Origin of the sequence: Streptomyces dioscori, from assembly GCF_003024195.1 — a bacterium.
GTDB lineage: Bacteria > Actinomycetota > Actinomycetes > Streptomycetales > Streptomycetaceae > Streptomyces > Streptomyces dioscori.
Window position 1 is genome coordinate 1 of record NZ_KZ679066.1, and the last position, 14,954, is coordinate 14,954.

12 protein-coding genes are annotated in these 14,954 nt (G+C 72.1%); 8 read left to right on the forward strand and 4 right to left on the reverse strand.

Annotated elements, in window-relative coordinates:
- Positions 1 to 453, forward strand: a 453-nt coding sequence (locus C6Y14_RS42310) for a cbb3-type cytochrome c oxidase subunit I (RefSeq protein WP_199855061.1), incomplete at its 5' end; no start/stop codon positions are given.
- The gene (locus C6Y14_RS42315) at positions 450 to 800 is read left to right on the forward strand and encodes a hypothetical protein (RefSeq protein WP_404828926.1); all 351 of its coding nucleotides are present in this window, start codon (positions 450 to 452) and stop codon (positions 798 to 800) included. The genes C6Y14_RS42310 and C6Y14_RS42315, both read left to right, overlap by 4 nt.
- 343 nt (positions 801 to 1,143) lie before the next feature.
- Here C6Y14_RS42315 and C6Y14_RS42320 read toward each other — a convergent pair whose 3' ends face one another.
- Both C6Y14_RS42320 and C6Y14_RS42325 read right to left on the reverse strand, forming a co-directional pair.
- Positions 1,144 to 2,583 carry a M6 family metalloprotease domain-containing protein gene (locus tag C6Y14_RS42320; protein ID WP_199855062.1) on the reverse strand — a complete coding sequence of 480 codons (1,440 nt, stop codon included), beginning with the start codon at positions 2,581 to 2,583 and terminating at the stop codon, positions 1,144 to 1,146.
- 249 nt (positions 2,584 to 2,832) lie between these two features.
- Positions 2,833 to 4,695: a glycoside hydrolase family 5 protein gene (locus C6Y14_RS42325; protein WP_107022318.1), complete on the reverse strand. Its 1,863-nt coding sequence runs from the start codon at positions 4,693 to 4,695 to the stop codon at positions 2,833 to 2,835.
- A 277-nt stretch (positions 4,696 to 4,972) separates the two neighbouring features.
- Here C6Y14_RS42325 and C6Y14_RS42330 point away from each other — a divergent pair, with 277 nt between their 5' ends.
- Genes C6Y14_RS42330 through C6Y14_RS42355 form a run of 6 tightly spaced genes read left to right on the forward strand, consistent with a single transcriptional unit; the run spans position 4,973 to position 11,911 of the window.
- Entirely contained in the window at positions 4,973 to 5,461 is a 489-nt protein-coding gene (locus C6Y14_RS42330; RefSeq protein ID WP_107022263.1) for a (2Fe-2S)-binding protein, read from the forward strand.
- Positions 5,458 to 7,854, forward strand: a complete 2,397-nt coding sequence (locus C6Y14_RS42335; RefSeq protein WP_107022264.1) for a xanthine dehydrogenase family protein molybdopterin-binding subunit — start codon at positions 5,458 to 5,460, stop codon at positions 7,852 to 7,854. The genes C6Y14_RS42330 and C6Y14_RS42335 overlap by 4 nt, the downstream gene beginning before the upstream one ends.
- A complete protein-coding gene (locus C6Y14_RS42340) occupies positions 7,851 to 8,711 on the forward strand; it encodes an FAD binding domain-containing protein (protein ID WP_107022265.1) in 861 nt (286 codons plus the stop codon). Before C6Y14_RS42335 ends, C6Y14_RS42340 begins: the two co-directional genes overlap by 4 nt.
- Positions 8,712 to 8,716: 5 nt before the next feature.
- Positions 8,717 to 9,649: an AAA family ATPase gene (locus C6Y14_RS42345; RefSeq protein WP_107022319.1), complete on the forward strand. Its 933-nt coding sequence runs from the start codon at positions 8,717 to 8,719 to the stop codon at positions 9,647 to 9,649.
- 20 nt (positions 9,650 to 9,669) lie between these two features.
- Positions 9,670 to 10,815 (forward strand): vWA domain-containing protein, encoded by a 1,146-nt coding sequence (locus C6Y14_RS42350; RefSeq protein WP_107022266.1) that lies wholly within the window; start codon positions 9,670 to 9,672, stop codon positions 10,813 to 10,815.
- Positions 10,808 to 11,911, forward strand: a complete 1,104-nt coding sequence (locus C6Y14_RS42355; RefSeq protein ID WP_107022267.1) for an XdhC family protein — start codon at positions 10,808 to 10,810, stop codon at positions 11,909 to 11,911. The genes C6Y14_RS42350 and C6Y14_RS42355 overlap by 8 nt, the downstream gene beginning before the upstream one ends.
- Positions 11,912 to 11,914: 3 nt before the next feature.
- On the opposite strand, the gene C6Y14_RS42360 is transcribed toward C6Y14_RS42355, so the two are convergent.
- Together C6Y14_RS42360 and C6Y14_RS42365 are read right to left on the reverse strand one after the other, a co-directional pair.
- Positions 11,915 to 12,418 (reverse strand): metallophosphoesterase family protein, encoded by a 504-nt coding sequence (locus tag C6Y14_RS42360; RefSeq protein ID WP_107022268.1) that lies wholly within the window; start codon positions 12,416 to 12,418, stop codon positions 11,915 to 11,917.
- A 43-nt stretch (positions 12,419 to 12,461) separates the two neighbouring features.
- Positions 12,462 to 14,930, reverse strand: a complete 2,469-nt coding sequence (locus tag C6Y14_RS42365) for a SpoIIE family protein phosphatase (RefSeq protein ID WP_107022269.1) — start codon at positions 14,928 to 14,930, stop codon at positions 12,462 to 12,464.
- Positions 14,931 to 14,954 lie beyond the last annotated feature (24 nt).

The following is a 14,954-nucleotide window of genomic DNA, read 5'->3' on the forward strand; positions in this document are numbered from 1 at the left end:
GCGATGTTCTCCGGCTTCCACTTCTGGTGGCCGAAGTTCACCGGCAAGATGCTCGACGAACGCCTCGGCAAGATCACTTTCTGGACGCTGTTCATCGGCTTCCACGGGACGTTCCTCGTCCAGCACTGGCTGGGCTCGAACGGAATGCAGCGCCGGATTCCCGACTATCTGGCCGTGGAAGGGTTCACGTTCCTCAACACGGTCTCCAGTATTTTCTCCTTCGTACTAGGGCTGTCGCTGCTGCCGTTCTTCTACAACATCTGGAAGACGGCCAAGTACGGCAAGAAGGTCGAGGACGACGACCCGTGGGGTTACGGGCGCTCACTGGAGTGGGCGACATCCTGTCCGCCGCCGCGGCACAACTTCGTCGTGCTGCCGCGGATTCGTTCGGAGTCGCCGGCGTTCGATCTGCATCATCCCGGTATCGGGACCGCGGAGAGGATTCTTCGGTGACCGCGATGGACGACCGGGCGGTCGATGCGGGGGCGCTGATCGCTGAGGTGGAGGGGCATCTCCTGATCGAGGCCACCTTTGGTGACGGGCGCCTTGCCGCTGCGCGTTTCGCTCGGCAGTTCGGGTGGCTGACGGAGGGGCAACGGGCGGTGCTTGAGGAGCGGTTCGTGGAGGAGTACGTGGCGCTGGCGCGGGCTTCCTGGAGGTGGACGGCTCGGCGTGGGGTGGAATTGCGGGGTGAGTACGAGGGGGTGTACCGCGGGTTGCGGCGGCGGGTCATCCTGGGAGCGGCGCTCGGAATAGCAGGCCTCGTCGCCACGGTCGGCCTGCTCTCCCTAACCCGGTAACGAGGGCGCGCCCATGAGCATCGCCGTCTGCGGCTACGTCGTGGCTGGCCGCGCAGTTCCCCGCGCCCCTAAAGACAAAGGACTGCGCCGTTCCCCGCGCCCCTAAAAGACAAAAGACTGCGCCGTTCCCCGCGCCCCTGGGTGGGACGGGGCGCAGCCCCTCCCCGAGGGGCGCGGGGAACTGCGCGGCCAGCCCCCACCGGGACCGCACCCGAAGACACACGCCCTACCGCCGGTCACGCCACCGCGATGCGGAACCCGCACCCCTCCAGGGGCGCGGGGAACTGCGCGAACGGCCCCCACCGGGCCGCACCCGAAGACGCGCCCGGGCGGTGGCCGCCGGTCAGGCCACCGTGATGTGGATCGTCATCTCGTCGGCCCCGGGCGTACCCACCGTCTCCACGGTCACCCCCGTCCACCTGCCGTCGGGCAGATCGAGCGGCGGCTCGGTCTTCTCTCCGGCCGTGTTCCTGTCCCCGAACGGGTACAGGTCGTCGCTGTCGCCCCGGTTGCCCCGGCCGAACATCCGGGAGAGGTCGCCCCGGCCGTCCGCCTGGAGGAGTTCGATGGCCAGGTTCTGCTCGTCGTTGACGTTGTCGATCGACTCGTCGACGACGTACACGGCGACCCCCTCGTCGGGCAGGAACGCGTCCTGCCCACGACGGCGCCGGTACTCGACGAGGATGTACTGGCTGTCGGACATGGTCCCGGGGTTCTGGACGAACACCGCGCTCCCGTCCTCCGCGGCGGGCCGCAGCCTGATGTCGCGGGTGGTCTTGTTGACCACCTGGGGTTCGATCCAGCCGTGGAACATCCGCAGCATGGCCGTCGGGAACACCGGGGTGAGTCCGCCGTTGCCCCAGGAACCGCCTGCCATGAGGCAGTAGTTGCCGAGGCCGGCCGACCGGGTCAGCTGCTGCTGCCCGGTGTCGTAGTAGTCGGCCCAGCGCGCCGCGAGGTGCCCCCACTCGTGGGCGCAGACTCCGACCGCGCAGTCCTCGGGCACGGTCAGGAACGTACGGACCGACAGGCCGGGCGCGACCTCGACGCCGTCGGGGATCGTCCACTTGAGGCTCCACAGGTCGCCGCGCTGGGTCGTCTGCTCGGCGCCGCGTCCGGCGTGGATGATGAACAGGGCGGTGACGACACCCTCGTTCAGCGCGTCGAAGGAGGAGAAGTCGACCCCTGCTTCGCGGGCCGCCAGTACGGCGTCACGCGCCAACCCCTGTGTGTTGCGGGGGAAGTTGGCGTTCATGCCCGAGTTGCCGTCCGCGTAGAACGACAGCGGCTGCGGCATGCGGAACCAGCCGTGCACCGCGCCCTGGATGTCGATGCCGGTACTGGGCGAGGTGTCGAAACCGCTGACCTGGCGGTAGAAGGAGCGCATGCTGCCGCTCGGGAACTCCTCCAGGCCGAACAGCATGCTGTCGTAGTGGCCGGGGCCGTGATCGGCCTCGTGCGGCTGGTCGGGGAAGTCGACGAGCAGCACCAGCGTCCTTACGGTGCCCCGGAGTTGGGACGCGGGGCGGGTGATCAGCTGCTTGTCGGTGCTGGGGCCCGGGTCGATCGACCCGTCGTCGAGACCGACGAGGTTCTCGCCGCGTCGGCCCGCGCGCCATATGGCGTAGTACTCCTCGAAGGTCGTGTTCCTGGGCAGGCGGCGTTCTTTGGTCAGTTCGAGATAGCGGGCGTACAGCTGCGCCAGGGCCTGCGGTGACAGCGGTACGGGGCAGGCGGCGGCGCAGTCGTGCGCCGGCCGTACAGGGCTGAGCGTGTGACGCATCAGGCACCCCCTTCAGGGGACGAACCCCTCTTTGCCGGATACGGAGGATCCAGAGAAAACCGGCCTTGATGAGGCCTTGTGCCCTCTCATATCCGGGGGTGTCCATGGTGTCAACATGGCTCCACGGCACGGACGTTGGTGCCCGTCAAGCGGAACTCCGCCGTCCTGGCACTGCGGAACTCCGCCGTCCTGGCCCTGCCGAACACCGCCCCTCCCCCCGGCCGACTGTCGGCCTCCCCCGGCCGGCCGTCAGCCCACCGTCGTCGACGCCCAGTTCGCCAGCTCGGTCCGCGCGGCGTTGAGCAGCGTCGCGGACGGGGCCGTCGCGCCGTTGGTGACCAGGGCGTAGTGCAGGACGCCCGACTCGGCGGCGGTCAGCAGGAGGCGGCGGCTGCCCGTGCCGCCCGGTTCGCGCGCGGCGGCGATCGGGGTGGTCCTGGTGTACGCGGGCGGCGAGGCCGTCACTCCGAGGTCGGAGACGACCGTCGTGGAGGCGGTGGGGAAGGACGCGGGAAGGTGCAGTTCGGTGGGTTCCGCGCTGCCGTCCGAACGCCACACCTGGAGCGCGTACTGGCCGGAGCCGACCAGTTCGGCCACGCGCGGCAGCGAGCTGGGGACCGGGTTCCAGGTGAGGGTGGTGGAGCCGTCGCGCGAACGGTCCTCGTAGGTGAAGGCGACCGTCCTTCCCGCGGTGGCGCTCGGGTAGATCCGGTCGAGGAGCCGCGCGTCCTGGCGCAGCACGGCCGTCCCGGAGTCGTCGAGGCGTACGGCGGAGAGGTCCTCGTCGTTCCAGGCGTCGCCGGTGGTGAGCACCTTGTCGGGGTTGCCGTTCATCAGCTCGCGGTGACGGCCGTTGTAGATGTCCCACTGCCACTGGGAGCCGGACAGGACGGGACCGGACTGGGTGGGGCTGGTCCACCAACTGCCGCCTTTCACACGGGAGTCGAGGGCCTGGTACATGGCTTTGAGGACGGTCGGGGCCTTGTCGGAGACGGTGCCGGAGAGGGGGTGGCCGAACTCGCTGACGATCGCTGCGGTGCCGGTGGCGGCGGCCCGGTCGCGCACGGTGCCGAAGTCACCCGCGTACTGCCCGTTCTCCGCCTTGCCCCACATGAAGACGCCCGAGATCGCCTTCTGGTCGTAGAAGTGGGTGTTGAAGACATAGCGCGGGCCGAGCGTGCCCGAGTCGAGGAGGCCGCCCTCCTGCTTCTGGAAGTCGATGTTGGCGTTCCAGAAGAGGTTCGGCTCCACGAAGGCGGGCTTGTCCTGCCAGCCCGCCGCGTCCATCCGCGCCCGGAACTTCACGTAGAACGGCCAGAGCACGTCCTTCTCCCAGGCCCGGCTCGTCTGGCCCGAGTCGTAGACGCCCGCGTGCGGTTCGTTGTACGGGTCGAAGCCGACGACACCGGCGAACTGGGCGTCGGTCAGGTGCTGTTCGACGTACGTCATGGTGGTCTGCGCGGTGGTGAGGAAGGCGTCCTGGAGGCCGTACGTGTTGTGCCAGAAGTCGTACGACGCTTCCGTGACGGCCGCGTTCGAGGTGATGTTCTGGCCCCAGAAGGGGCAGATGCCGCAGTACTCGTCCGGGTAGTCACCGGCGTCGACGGCCCACTTGGGGGCGCCGTCGCCCGTGTACCAGCTGTCGGGGTCGAAGAGGTGGCGCGAGTAGAGGTCCTGGTGGAAGTCGGGGTAGATCCGGATCCCGGCGTCCAGGAAGGCTCCCATCTGGGCCGTGGCCGCGGCCAGGTACGCGGTGTCGACCTGGCCTCGGACCGGTTCGGCGTACGCCCAGGAGAGCAGGAAGCGCACCGAGTTGCCGCCGCCGAGGGCGCGCAGCGCGATCGCGGACTTCCTGGCGTCGGCGACGGAGGCGAACGGCAGGCCGTTGTTCTCCGCCAGCTTCGTCTCGCCGGAGACGTTGTAGCCGCGCAGCACGACCTCGCGGCCGAGCCCGTCGGTGAAGCGGCCGCTTTGGACCGTGAGGGTCGCGGCGGCGGCCGGGTCGAACCACAGGTCGTCGGGGAGGGCGGCGGCGGACCGGGCTCCCGCGGTCGACAGGAGACCGGTCAGGAGGACGAGGACGCCGAGCAGATGCACACGCAACTTCGACATGTACACAACAGTCCCGCGCGCATCTTCAACCCGTCAAGCATCCTGACCTGAGAGTAAGTCACCTTTTTTGAAAGGTAGTTGTGGTATTCGGCCGTCGCCGGACCAGGCTTCCCGGTCTTCGAAAGCCGGACGCTCCGAAGCCGCCCCAGGACGGATTAACGCTCAACAAAGGCCTGTCCGGGCACTCGCCCCTCCCGGGACACGGTTCTAGAGTGACGCCCATCACGTCCGGTGGCTGATTTCCCACGCACCCTCGCACGGTTCCCTGGGAGGGCACATGACCCGAATCTCGGTGACGGTGGACGGCACGAAGTACGAGGACGAGGTCGAACCCCGTCTTCTGCTGGTCCACTACCTGCGTGACCGGCTGGGCCTGACCGGTACGCCCGTCGGTTGCGACACCTCCAACTGCGGGGCCTGCACGGTCGACCTGGACGGTGTGACCGCGAAGAGCTGCTCGGTGCTCGCGGTCCAGGCGGACGGGAGCGAAGTGACCACCGTCCAGGGGCTCGCGGTGAACGGGGAGTGGCATCCCCTCCAGAAGGCGTTCCACGAGCGGCACGCCCTGCAGTGCGGCTACTGCACCCCCGGCATGATCATGGCCGCGCGCGACCTCCTCCGGGAGAACCCGGCGCCGAGCGCGGACGACGTACGCCATGCCCTGGAGGGCAACCTCTGCCGCTGCACCGGCTACCAGAACATCGTGCGCGCGGTCCTCGACGCCGCCGGCTCCACCGAGCCCTCCGCCCAGGAGGTGGCCCCATGAGCGAGCGGACCGGCGAGCGCGAGGTCGGACGGTCCCGCCCCCGCAAGGAGGACGCGCGGCTCGTCACCGGACAGACCAACTGGACCGACAACATCGGCGTCACCGGCCTGCTGCACCTGTCGATCCTGCGCAGCCCGATGGCACACGCCCGCATCGAGCGCGTCGATGTCTCCCCCGCCCTCCAACGGCCCGGTGTGGTCGCCGCGTTCACCGGCCGCGACCTCGCCGAGGGCCTGGCCTCGCTGCCGTGCGCGTGGCCGGTGACCGAGGACATCGTCCTGCCCGACCATCCGGCCGTGGCGGTGGACGAGGTCAGGTACGCGGGCGACCCGGTGGCGGTCGTCGTGGCCCGCGACCGGTACACGGCCGCCGACGCGCTCGAAGCGATCGAGGTCGACTACGAACCCCTGCCCCCGGTGCTCGATTTGGAGGCCGCGCTCGCGGACGACGCCTCGCTGGTCCACGCGGACAAGGGGACCAACCGCTGCTACGTCTGGCCGCTGGCCACGGGCGAGAGCTACGAGACGGTCAGGGAACGCGCGGACGTGGTCCTGCACCGCCGCTACCACCAGCAGCGGCTCATCCCCAACGCCATGGAGCCGCGCTCGGTCGTCGTCACCCCGCTCGCCGCGTCCGGCGAGTACACCGTGTACTCGGCGACGCAGATCCCGCACGTCCTGCGCGTGATGCTCTCCATGGTGACCGGCGTCCCCGAGCACAAACTGCGCGTGGTCGCCCCGGACGTCGGCGGCGGCTTCGGCTCGAAACTGCAGGTGTACGGGGAAGAGGTCATCGCCCTCGACCTCGCCCGGCGGCTGGGCCGGCCCGTCAAGTGGACCGAGTCCCGCTCCGAGGGCTTCCTCGCCACCCACCACGGGCGCGGCCAGATCCAGGACATCGAGGTCGCCGCGACCGCCGAGGGCAGGCTACTCGGCCTGAAGGTCGACCTGCTCGCCGACATGGGCGCCTATCTGATGCTCGTCACGCCGGGCATCCCCATCCTCGGCGCCTTCATGTATCCGGCGATCTACAAGATGGACGCGTACGAATTCACCTGCACCGGTGTGTTCACGACCCGGACGCCCACGGACGCGTACCGGGGTGCCGGGCGCCCGGAGGCCACGTACGCCATCGAGCGGATCATGGACGAGCTGGCCGTCGAAGTGGGGCTGGATCCGGTGGAGTTGCGGCGCCGGAACTGGATCGGGCACGAGGAGTTCCCGTACACGTCGATCGCGGGGCTGACCTACGACAGCGGCAACTACGAGGCCGCCACCGACAAGGCGCTCGCCCTCTTCGGGTACGACGAGCTGCGGGCCGAGCAGGCCAAGCGCAACGAGAGCGGTGACTCGGTCCGGCTCGGGATCGGTGTGTCGACGTACACCGAGATGTGCGGGCTCGCGCCGAGCCGGGTGCTGCGGGATCTGCGGTACGGGGCCGGCGGCTGGGAGGCGGCGAGCATCCGGATGCTGCCCACCGGCAAGGTCGAGGTGGTCACCGGGACCAGTCCGCACGGGCAGGGGCACGAGACCTGCTGGAGCCAGATCGCCGCCGACGTGCTCGGGGTGCCGTTCGAGGACGTGGAGGTCGTGCACGGCGACACCAGGTCGGCGCCGCAGGGCATGGACACGTACGGCTCGCGGTCGCTGGTCGTCGGAGGCGCGGCCGTGCACCACGCGGCGGAGAAGGTGGTCGAGAAGGCGCGGAAGGTCGCCGCGCATCTGCTGGAGGCCGACGAGCGCGACCTCGACTTCGCGGACGGCGTGTTCTCGGTGAAGGGGTCGCCCGAGGAGCGCAGGACGATCCAGGAGGTCGCCTTCGAGACGTTCTCCTCGCACGACCTGCCCGACGGCATGGAGCCGACCATCAACGCCGAGCACCTGCTCGACCCGGAGAACTTCTCCTACCCGCACGGCACCCACCTGTGCGCGGTCGAGATCGACACGGAGACGGGCCGGACCTCGATCCGTTCGTACGTCTGCGTGGACGACGTCGGCAAGGTGGTCAACCCGGTGATCGTCGAGGGCCAGGTGCACGGCGGCCTGGCCCAGGGCATCGCGCAGGCGCTCTACGAGGAGGCCGTGTACGACGACGAGGGGAACCTCGTGTCGGGCACCATGGCCGACTATCTGGTGCCCGGCGCACCGGACCTGCCCGAGTTCACGACCGACCGCACGGAGACGCCCGCCACCTCGAACCCCCTGGGCGTCAAGGGAGTCGGGGAGGCGGGGACGATCGCCTCCACCCCCGCCGTCGTCAACGCGATCGTGGACGCGCTGCGGCCCCTGGGCGTCCACGACGTGCGGATGCCCTGCTCACCGGGGCGCATCTGGGAAGCCCTGCGGTCCGCGCAGTCGGACCGGTCCGGGTGGGAAGGGGCTGAGCGGTCATGATTCCTCCGGCATTCGAGTACACGCGGCCCACGAGCGTCGAGGACGCCGTCCGTACGCTCGCCGAGAGGGGCGAGGACGCGAAGGTGCTGGCCGGCGGGCAGAGCCTGCTGCCGCTGCTGAGGATGCGGCTCGCCTTCCCCGAACTGGTCGTCGACGTGGGCCGGATCCCCGGCCTGCGCGGGGTCCGCGAAGAGGGCGACGCGCTGGTCATCGGCGCGCTGACCAGCCACCACGACGTCATCGCCGACCCGCTGGTACGCCGTCACGCGGGCCTCCTCGCCGCCGCGGCGGCCACGGTCGCCGACCCGGCCATACGCCATCGGGGCACCCTCGGCGGCTCACTCGCCCACGCCGATCCCGGCGGCGACCTGCCCGCCGTGGCGCTCGCCCTGGACGCGGAACTGGTCGCGGCGGGGCCGGGCGGTCGACGGAGCGTCCCCGCCCGGGAGTTCTTCGTCGACTTCCTGCAGACCGCCCTGCGGCCGGACGAGTTGCTGGTGGAGGTGCGGATCCCGAAGACCGGCGACCACGACGGCTGGGGCTTCCACTACGAGAAGTACAGCCGGGTGGCACAGGCCTGGGCCATGGTCGGGGTGGCCGCGCTCGTACGGCGCGAGGACGGACACATCGCGGAGGCCCGGATCGGGCTCACCAACATGGGATCCACTCCCCTGCGGGCCTTCGCCGCCGAGGAGGCGCTGGCGGGCGTGGGCCCCGACGGGGTGGCACGGGCCGCGCAGTCGGCCGCCGAGGGGACACGGCCGGCCTCCGACCCGGCGGCCTCCGCCGAGTACCGGGCGCAGCTGGCACGGGTGCTCACACGGCGCTCGGTGCTGGCCGCCGCGGGAATGGGGTGAGGCCGATCGCACGCGACGAGCAGGCTAGCGAGAGCGAAGGGGGCGGCGGCCGGACCGCGTGGCCGGCCGGGCCCGACGAGGTGCGGGTCCGGCTCGAACAGAGCGGGTATCTCGTCGACGAGGGGCTGGCGGTGGCCTGTTTCCTCGCGCTCAGGCTGCGCCGGCCGATCTTCTGCGAGGGCGACGCGGGCGTGGGCAAGACCGCGCTCGCGTCGGCCCTCGCCACCGCTCTGGACGCGCCGCTGATCCGCCTGCAGTGCTACGAGGGCATCGACGCCTCCCAGGCGCTGTACGACTGGGACTTCCCGCGCCAGCTGCTGCATCTGCGGGCGGCGGAGGCGGCCGGGCTCACCGACGCGGACCGGCTGGAGGGCGAACTGTACGGGCGGCGGTTCCTGATCGCCCGGCCGCTGCTGCGAGCTCTGGAGACCCGGTCGTGCGTCCTGCTCGTCGACGAGATCGACCGCGCCGACGACGAGTTCGAGGCCTTTCTCCTGGAACTGCTGTCCGAGTACACGGTGACGATCCCGGAACTCGGCACCCTGCGCGCGAAGTCGCCGCCGGTCGTGGTGCTCACCTCCAACCGGACCCGTGAGGTGCACGACGCGCTGAAGCGGCGCTGTCTCTACCACTGGTTCGACCACCCCGGCTTCGCCCGCGAACTCGCCATCGTGCGGCGGCGGGTGCCGGGCGCGTCGGCGCGGCTCACCGAGCAGGTGACGGCCCTCGTACAGGCCCTGCGGGCGCAGGAGCTGGTCAAACCACCGGGGGTCGCGGAGACCATCGACTGGGCGGAGGCGATGGCCGCGCTGGGCGCCACGGAGGCCGACGCGGAGCTGGCGGTGGCCACGCTGGGCTCGGTCCTGAAGTACCGGGAGGACCTGGAGCGGGCCCGCGGGCTCGACCTGACGGCGCTGCTCGCGGTGCGCGGGGCGTGAGCCGGGACATGACAGGGGACATGAGCCGGGGCGTGAACACGCGAGAGGCTGTCGACGCGCCCGCCGTGCTGGTGGGCTTCGCCCGTGCCCTGCGGGCCGCCGGGGTCGACGCGGGACCCGATCGCGTACAGGCGCTCATCGGCGCGCTCGATGTGCTGCGGCCCGGGACGCGGTCCGACGTGTACTGGTCGGGGCGGCTCACCCTGTGCGGGAGCCGGGACGATCTGGAGCGGTACGACCGGGTGTTCGCGGCCTATTTCGGGGGCGCGGGGGCCGGAGGCAGGGCGGTGCGGGCCGCTCCCGCCCCGAGGCTCAGGGTGGCCGTACGGGATGCCGGGCCTGCGCCCCGTACCGGCGGTGAGGGCGAGCGGGACGGCGTACCCGCGGCGGTGCTGGCCAGTTCGGCCGAAGTGCTGCGGCACCGGGACTTCGCGGGGCTCACCGAGGCGGAGCGGGTTCAACTGCGGCGGCTGCTGGCCGCGTTCGCGCCGCGCGGGGAGCCCCGGCGTACCGCGCGGCTGCGGCCGGCCCGGCGCGGTGCCGTCGATCCCCGCCGTACCGTGCGGGAGATGCTGCGGCGGGGCGGTGAGCCCGCGCCGCCCCTGCGCAGGGCGCGGGCCGAACGGCCGCGGCGGGTGGTGCTGCTGGTGGACGTGAGCGGTTCGATGGCGGCGTACGCGGACGCGCTGCTGCGGTTCGCGCACGCCGCCGCGCACGGCGGCCGGGTGCGCACGGAGGTGTTCACGGTCGGTACGCGGCTCACGCGGGTGACCCGTGAACTGGCGCACCGAGACCCGGACGCCGCGCTGGCCGCGGTCGCCGCCGCCGTGCCCGACTGGCGCGGCGGCACCCGGCTCGGTGAGCTGCTGCGGGACTTCCTCGACCGGTGGGGGCAGCGCGGCATGGCACGCGGCGCGGTGGTCGTCGTGCTGTCGGACGGCTGGGAGCGTGGCGATCCGAAGCCGCTCGCCGCCCAGATGCGACGCTTGCACCGGCTCGCGCACCGGGTGATCTGGGCCAATCCGCGCAAGGCCCGCCCCGGATACGCGCCCCTGGCCGCCGGTATGGCGGCGGCACTGCCGAGCGTGGACGCGTTCGTCGAGGGCCACAGTCTGGCCGCGCTGGAACGTCTGGCCGCGGTGGTGAGAGGAGCGGACCATGCGTGAGATCCTCCCGGCGCTCGGCCGGTGGTACGCGGAGGGCTCCCCCTTCGGGCTCGCCACCGTCGTCGCCGTCAGCCGCAGCGCCCCCCGGGACCCCGGCGCCTCCATGGCCGTCGGGCCCGGCGACGAGGTAGTGGGCAGTGTGTCGGGCGGCTGCGTCGAGGGCGCGGTGTACGAGCTGGCGCAGGAGGTCGTCGGATCGGGCGAGGCACGGCTTGAGACCTTCGGGTACAGCGACGAGGACGCGTTCGCCGTCGGGCTGACCTGCGGCGGGGAGATCACCCTCCTCGTACGGCCCGTGACGGCCGCCCTCGATCCGTCCTTCGGGGCGGTCGCGGCGTCGGTGGCCGCGGGCCGCCCGGTGACCGTGGCGACCGTGATCGACGGCCCCGCGGAGCGCGGGGCGACCCTCGCCGTCTGGGCGGACGAGGTGTCCGGAACGCTCGGCACGACGGGCCTGGACGTGGCCGTGACCGCCGACGCGCGGGGCGAACTGGCCCTGGGCGCCACCGGCCGGCGGCACTACGGGCCGCACGGGGAGCGGCGCGAGGACGCGGTGACGGTCTTCCTGCACTCCTTCGCTCCCCCGCCGCGCATGCTGGTCTTCGGGGCGATCGACTACGCGGCGGCGGTGGCCCGGATCGGCGCCTTCCTCGGCTACCGGGTCACGGTGTGCGACGCGCGGCCCGTCTTCGCCACCCCGAAGCGCTTCCCGGCGGGCGTCGAGGTCGTCGTCGAATGGCCGCACCGGTTCCTTCAGCGGACGGACACCGACGAACGCACGGTGATCTGCGTCCTCACCCATGACCCCAAGTTCGACGTGCCGCTCCTGGAGGAGGCGCTGCGCCGCCCGGCCGCGTACATCGGGGCGATGGGCAGCCGTCGGACGCACGACCACCGGATGAAGCGGCTGCGGGACGGCGGGCTCGACGAGGCCGAACTGGCCCGGCTGCGTTCGCCGGTGGGCCTGGACCTCGGGGCGCGTACGCCCGAGGAGGTGGCCGTGTCCGTCGCCGCGGAGATCGTCGCCCTGCGCTGGGGCGGCAGCGGCGCCCCGCTGGCGGCGACGGCCGGGGAGATCCACCCGCGGCACCCCTGACGGCTAGGTACGCGGCGGCAGGCGGTGCAGTTCGACGGCGTCGAGCACGCCGCCCGTCACGGTCGCCGTCATGTACGTGCAGTGCGGCTGACGTCTGCGGTCGGTGGGCGAGCCCGGGTTGAGCAGGCGCAGTCCGGTGGCGGCCGTGGTGTCCCAGGGGATGTGGCTGTGGCCGAAGACCAGGACGTCGAGGTCGGGGAAGCGTTCCGCGCACCGCCGTTCGCGGCCCTGGGCGGCGCCCGTCTCATGGACGACGCCGAAGCGCAGTCCGTCGAGTTCGGCGCGGGCGATCTCGGGGAGGCGGGCCCGCAGGTCGGGGCCGTCGTTGTTGCCGTACACGCCGACGAACCGGCGCGAGCGGCTTTCGAGGAGGTCGAGGGTCGCGGTGTCCACCCAGTCGCCGGCGTGGATCACGACGTCGGCGCGCGGGAGCTCCGCGAGGAGCCGCTCGGGGAGTTCCTTGGCGCGCTTGGGGAGGTGGGTGTCGGACATGAGGAGGAGGCGCATGCGGATCAGTCTCCTCGCCCGGCTCCGTACCGGGCCTGTTCGGTCAGTCGCCGACGGGCTCGATCAGGGGGAGTTCGGCCCAGACCTGTTTGCCGCCGCTGACCGGGACGGTCCCCCAGGTCGCGGAGAGGGCCTCGACCAGCAGTATGCCGCGGCCACCGGTGGCCTCCCAGCCGATGCTCGTGGGCTTGATCGGCGAACGCGGTGATCCGTCGACGACGGCGACCCGCATGCGGTTGTTGATGAGGGTGAGGTCGAGACGGACCTGGCCCTCGGTGTGCACGAGGGCGTTGGTGACGAGTTCGGAGACGATCAGGAGGATGGCGTCGGGCTCGTCCCTGACGCCCCAGGCGCGCAGGGCACGCCGGGTGAAGCGGCGGGCGTGTCGGACCGCCTCGGGGACGCGCCACACCGTCCAGCTCTCCCGCAGCGGCCGCAGCTCCAGGCCGTCGTAGCGCATGAGGAGCAGGGCCACGTCGTCGCCGCGGTTGGCGTCCGCGAGGAGGGCGTCAGCGACGAGTCCGAGGTGGGCGGGGTCGGCGGCGGCCAGTTGCCCGGCGAGCCGGTTCAGACCGTCGTCCAGGTCCAGTTCCGAGGACTCGACCAGGCCGTCCGTGGTGAGGGCCACCACGGTGCCGGGCTGGAGCGGCAGGGGGCTCATCGGGAAGTCGGCCTGGGTGATGACGCCGAGGGGCGGCCCGCCCTCCGTGACGACGACGGCGGTGGTGCCGTCCGGGTGCCGCAGGACCGGCGGCAGATGCCCGGCCCGTACGCACCAGGCCGTGCCCTCCGCCATGTCCACGTCGACGTAGCAGCAGGTGGCGAAGAGGTCGGTCTCCATGCCCATGAGGAGCCGGTTGGCGTGCGAGACGACCACGTCCGGGGGGTGGCCCTCGACGGCGTACGCGCGCAGGGCGGTACGCATCTGGCCCATCAGGGTGGCGGCCTGGGCGTTGTGTCCCTGGACGTCGCCGATGACGAGGGCCACGTGGTTGTCGGGCAGCGGGATGACGTCGTACCAGTCGCCGCCGACCTCCAGGCCCGCCGTGGTGGGCAGATAGCGGGCGACGGCCTCGGCGCCGGGCAGGGGCGGCAGCCGGCGTGGGAGGAGGGTGCGCTGGAGCATGCCGACGAGTTCGTGTTCGGCGTCGAAGGCGTGGGCGCGCATCAGGGCCTGCCCCGCGAGACCCGCGGAGGCGGTGAGCAGGGCGCGCTCGTCGGGCCCGAAGTCGTGCGGGGTGTCCCAGCCGATGAGGCACGCCCCGGCCATCCGGCCGCCGGCCGGCAGGGGCAGGACGGCGAGGCCGCCGGGGCCGACGTCGGCGAGCGCCGGCTCCAGCGGGGTGCCCGCGGGCCAGATCGCCGCGCGGCCCTCGCGCAGGGCGGCCTCCAGGGTCGGCATGGAGCGCACGGGGGCGTCGGGCCACTCCGAGCGCCACTCGGTGCGCCACACCTCGGGCCAGGCCTCCGGCTCCGGCGGGTCCAGGACGGTGACGACGAGGCGGTCGCCCTCCAGCTCGGCCAGGGCGATCCGGTCGGCGTTCAGGGGCCGGCGCAGGGCGGTGACGACGGCCTGGCCGACGTCGTGGACGGTGCCCGCGGTGGCGAGGGCCGCGGCGAGACGCTGGACGCGGGCCACCTCGTTGCCGCCGGACCGCAGCTTGGAGGCGTCGGCGACGGTGCCCACCAGCCGGGACGGACGCCCGTCGGCGGCGGGCAGCAGCCGGGCACGCAGCCTCAGCCACCGCTGCTCGCCGGAGAGCTGGAGGATACGGAACTCCAGCTCGCGCTCGCCGAGGGACATGTGGTCGGCCTCCACCACGGACATCAGCGTGGGCAGGTCCTCCGGCACGGTCATGCTCAGCAGCGTCTCGACCTTGCCGTCGAACTCGGCGGGCACGAGTCCGAACAGTTCCAGCATCTCGTCGTCGACCTCGACCCGGCCGGAGTCCATGGCCAGGCTGAACGAGCTGCTGGCCAGCGGCTCGGACTCGCCGGTGTCGGCCGGGGGCGGGAAGGAGACCGCCTCGGCGAACAGCTCCAGGCACTTGCGGTCCTCGGTGTCGAAGCCGCCCGGGTTCTCGCTCACGGCCACCAGGCAGCCGCCGCCCCGCGGGTCGGGGGGCAGTGGCAGGGCCGCCAGCCAGTGGTCCCCCGCCGGTGTGGGCCGGGCGCCGGGGAGCACGGCCAGTTCGGCGGGGCCGAGCCACCGGGGCTGCCCGGCACGGTAGGCGTCGGCCGCCGGTGAGCCGCCCGAGAGCGGATAGCTGTCGCGTACGCCGTACAGGACCCGTGGGACGCCCGCGGACTCGATCAGGCACAGTTGGTCACCGCGGTCGCCCGGCGCGTACACGAGGGCGAGGGTCGCCCCGCCGTAGACGAGTGCCTGTTCGAGCACGCTCCGCAGCCGTTCGGGTGAGCCGAGGTCCGTGCGGAGCGCCTTGAGGGCAAGTTCGGCACGCACCGTTCGCGTGCTGCGTCCCGCATCGCCCTCACTGACCACGTCCGTCATTACAGCGCTTCCGGGACGCGGGCG

Coding starts and splice junctions, on each gene's coding strand:
- C6Y14_RS42355 (WP_107022267.1), top strand. CDS start 10,808: ATGCGTGAGATCCTCCCGGCGCTCGGCCGGTGGTACGCGGAGGGCTCC.
- C6Y14_RS42340 (WP_107022265.1), top strand. CDS start 7,851: ATGATTCCTCCGGCATTCGAGTACACGCGGCCCACGAGCGTCGAGGAC.
- C6Y14_RS42365 (WP_107022269.1), bottom strand. CDS start 14,930: ATGACGGACGTGGTCAGTGAGGGCGATGCGGGACGCAGCACGCGAACG.
- C6Y14_RS42325 (WP_107022318.1), bottom strand. CDS start 4,695: ATGTCGAAGTTGCGTGTGCATCTGCTCGGCGTCCTCGTCCTCCTGACC.
- C6Y14_RS42320 (WP_199855062.1), bottom strand. CDS start 2,583: ATGCGTCACACGCTCAGCCCTGTACGGCCGGCGCACGACTGCGCCGCC.
- C6Y14_RS42360 (WP_107022268.1), bottom strand. CDS start 12,418: ATGCGCCTCCTCCTCATGTCCGACACCCACCTCCCCAAGCGCGCCAAG.
- C6Y14_RS42350 (WP_107022266.1), top strand. CDS start 9,670: ATGAGCCGGGGCGTGAACACGCGAGAGGCTGTCGACGCGCCCGCCGTG.
- C6Y14_RS42330 (WP_107022263.1), top strand. CDS start 4,973: ATGACCCGAATCTCGGTGACGGTGGACGGCACGAAGTACGAGGACGAG.
- C6Y14_RS42335 (WP_107022264.1), top strand. CDS start 5,458: ATGAGCGAGCGGACCGGCGAGCGCGAGGTCGGACGGTCCCGCCCCCGC.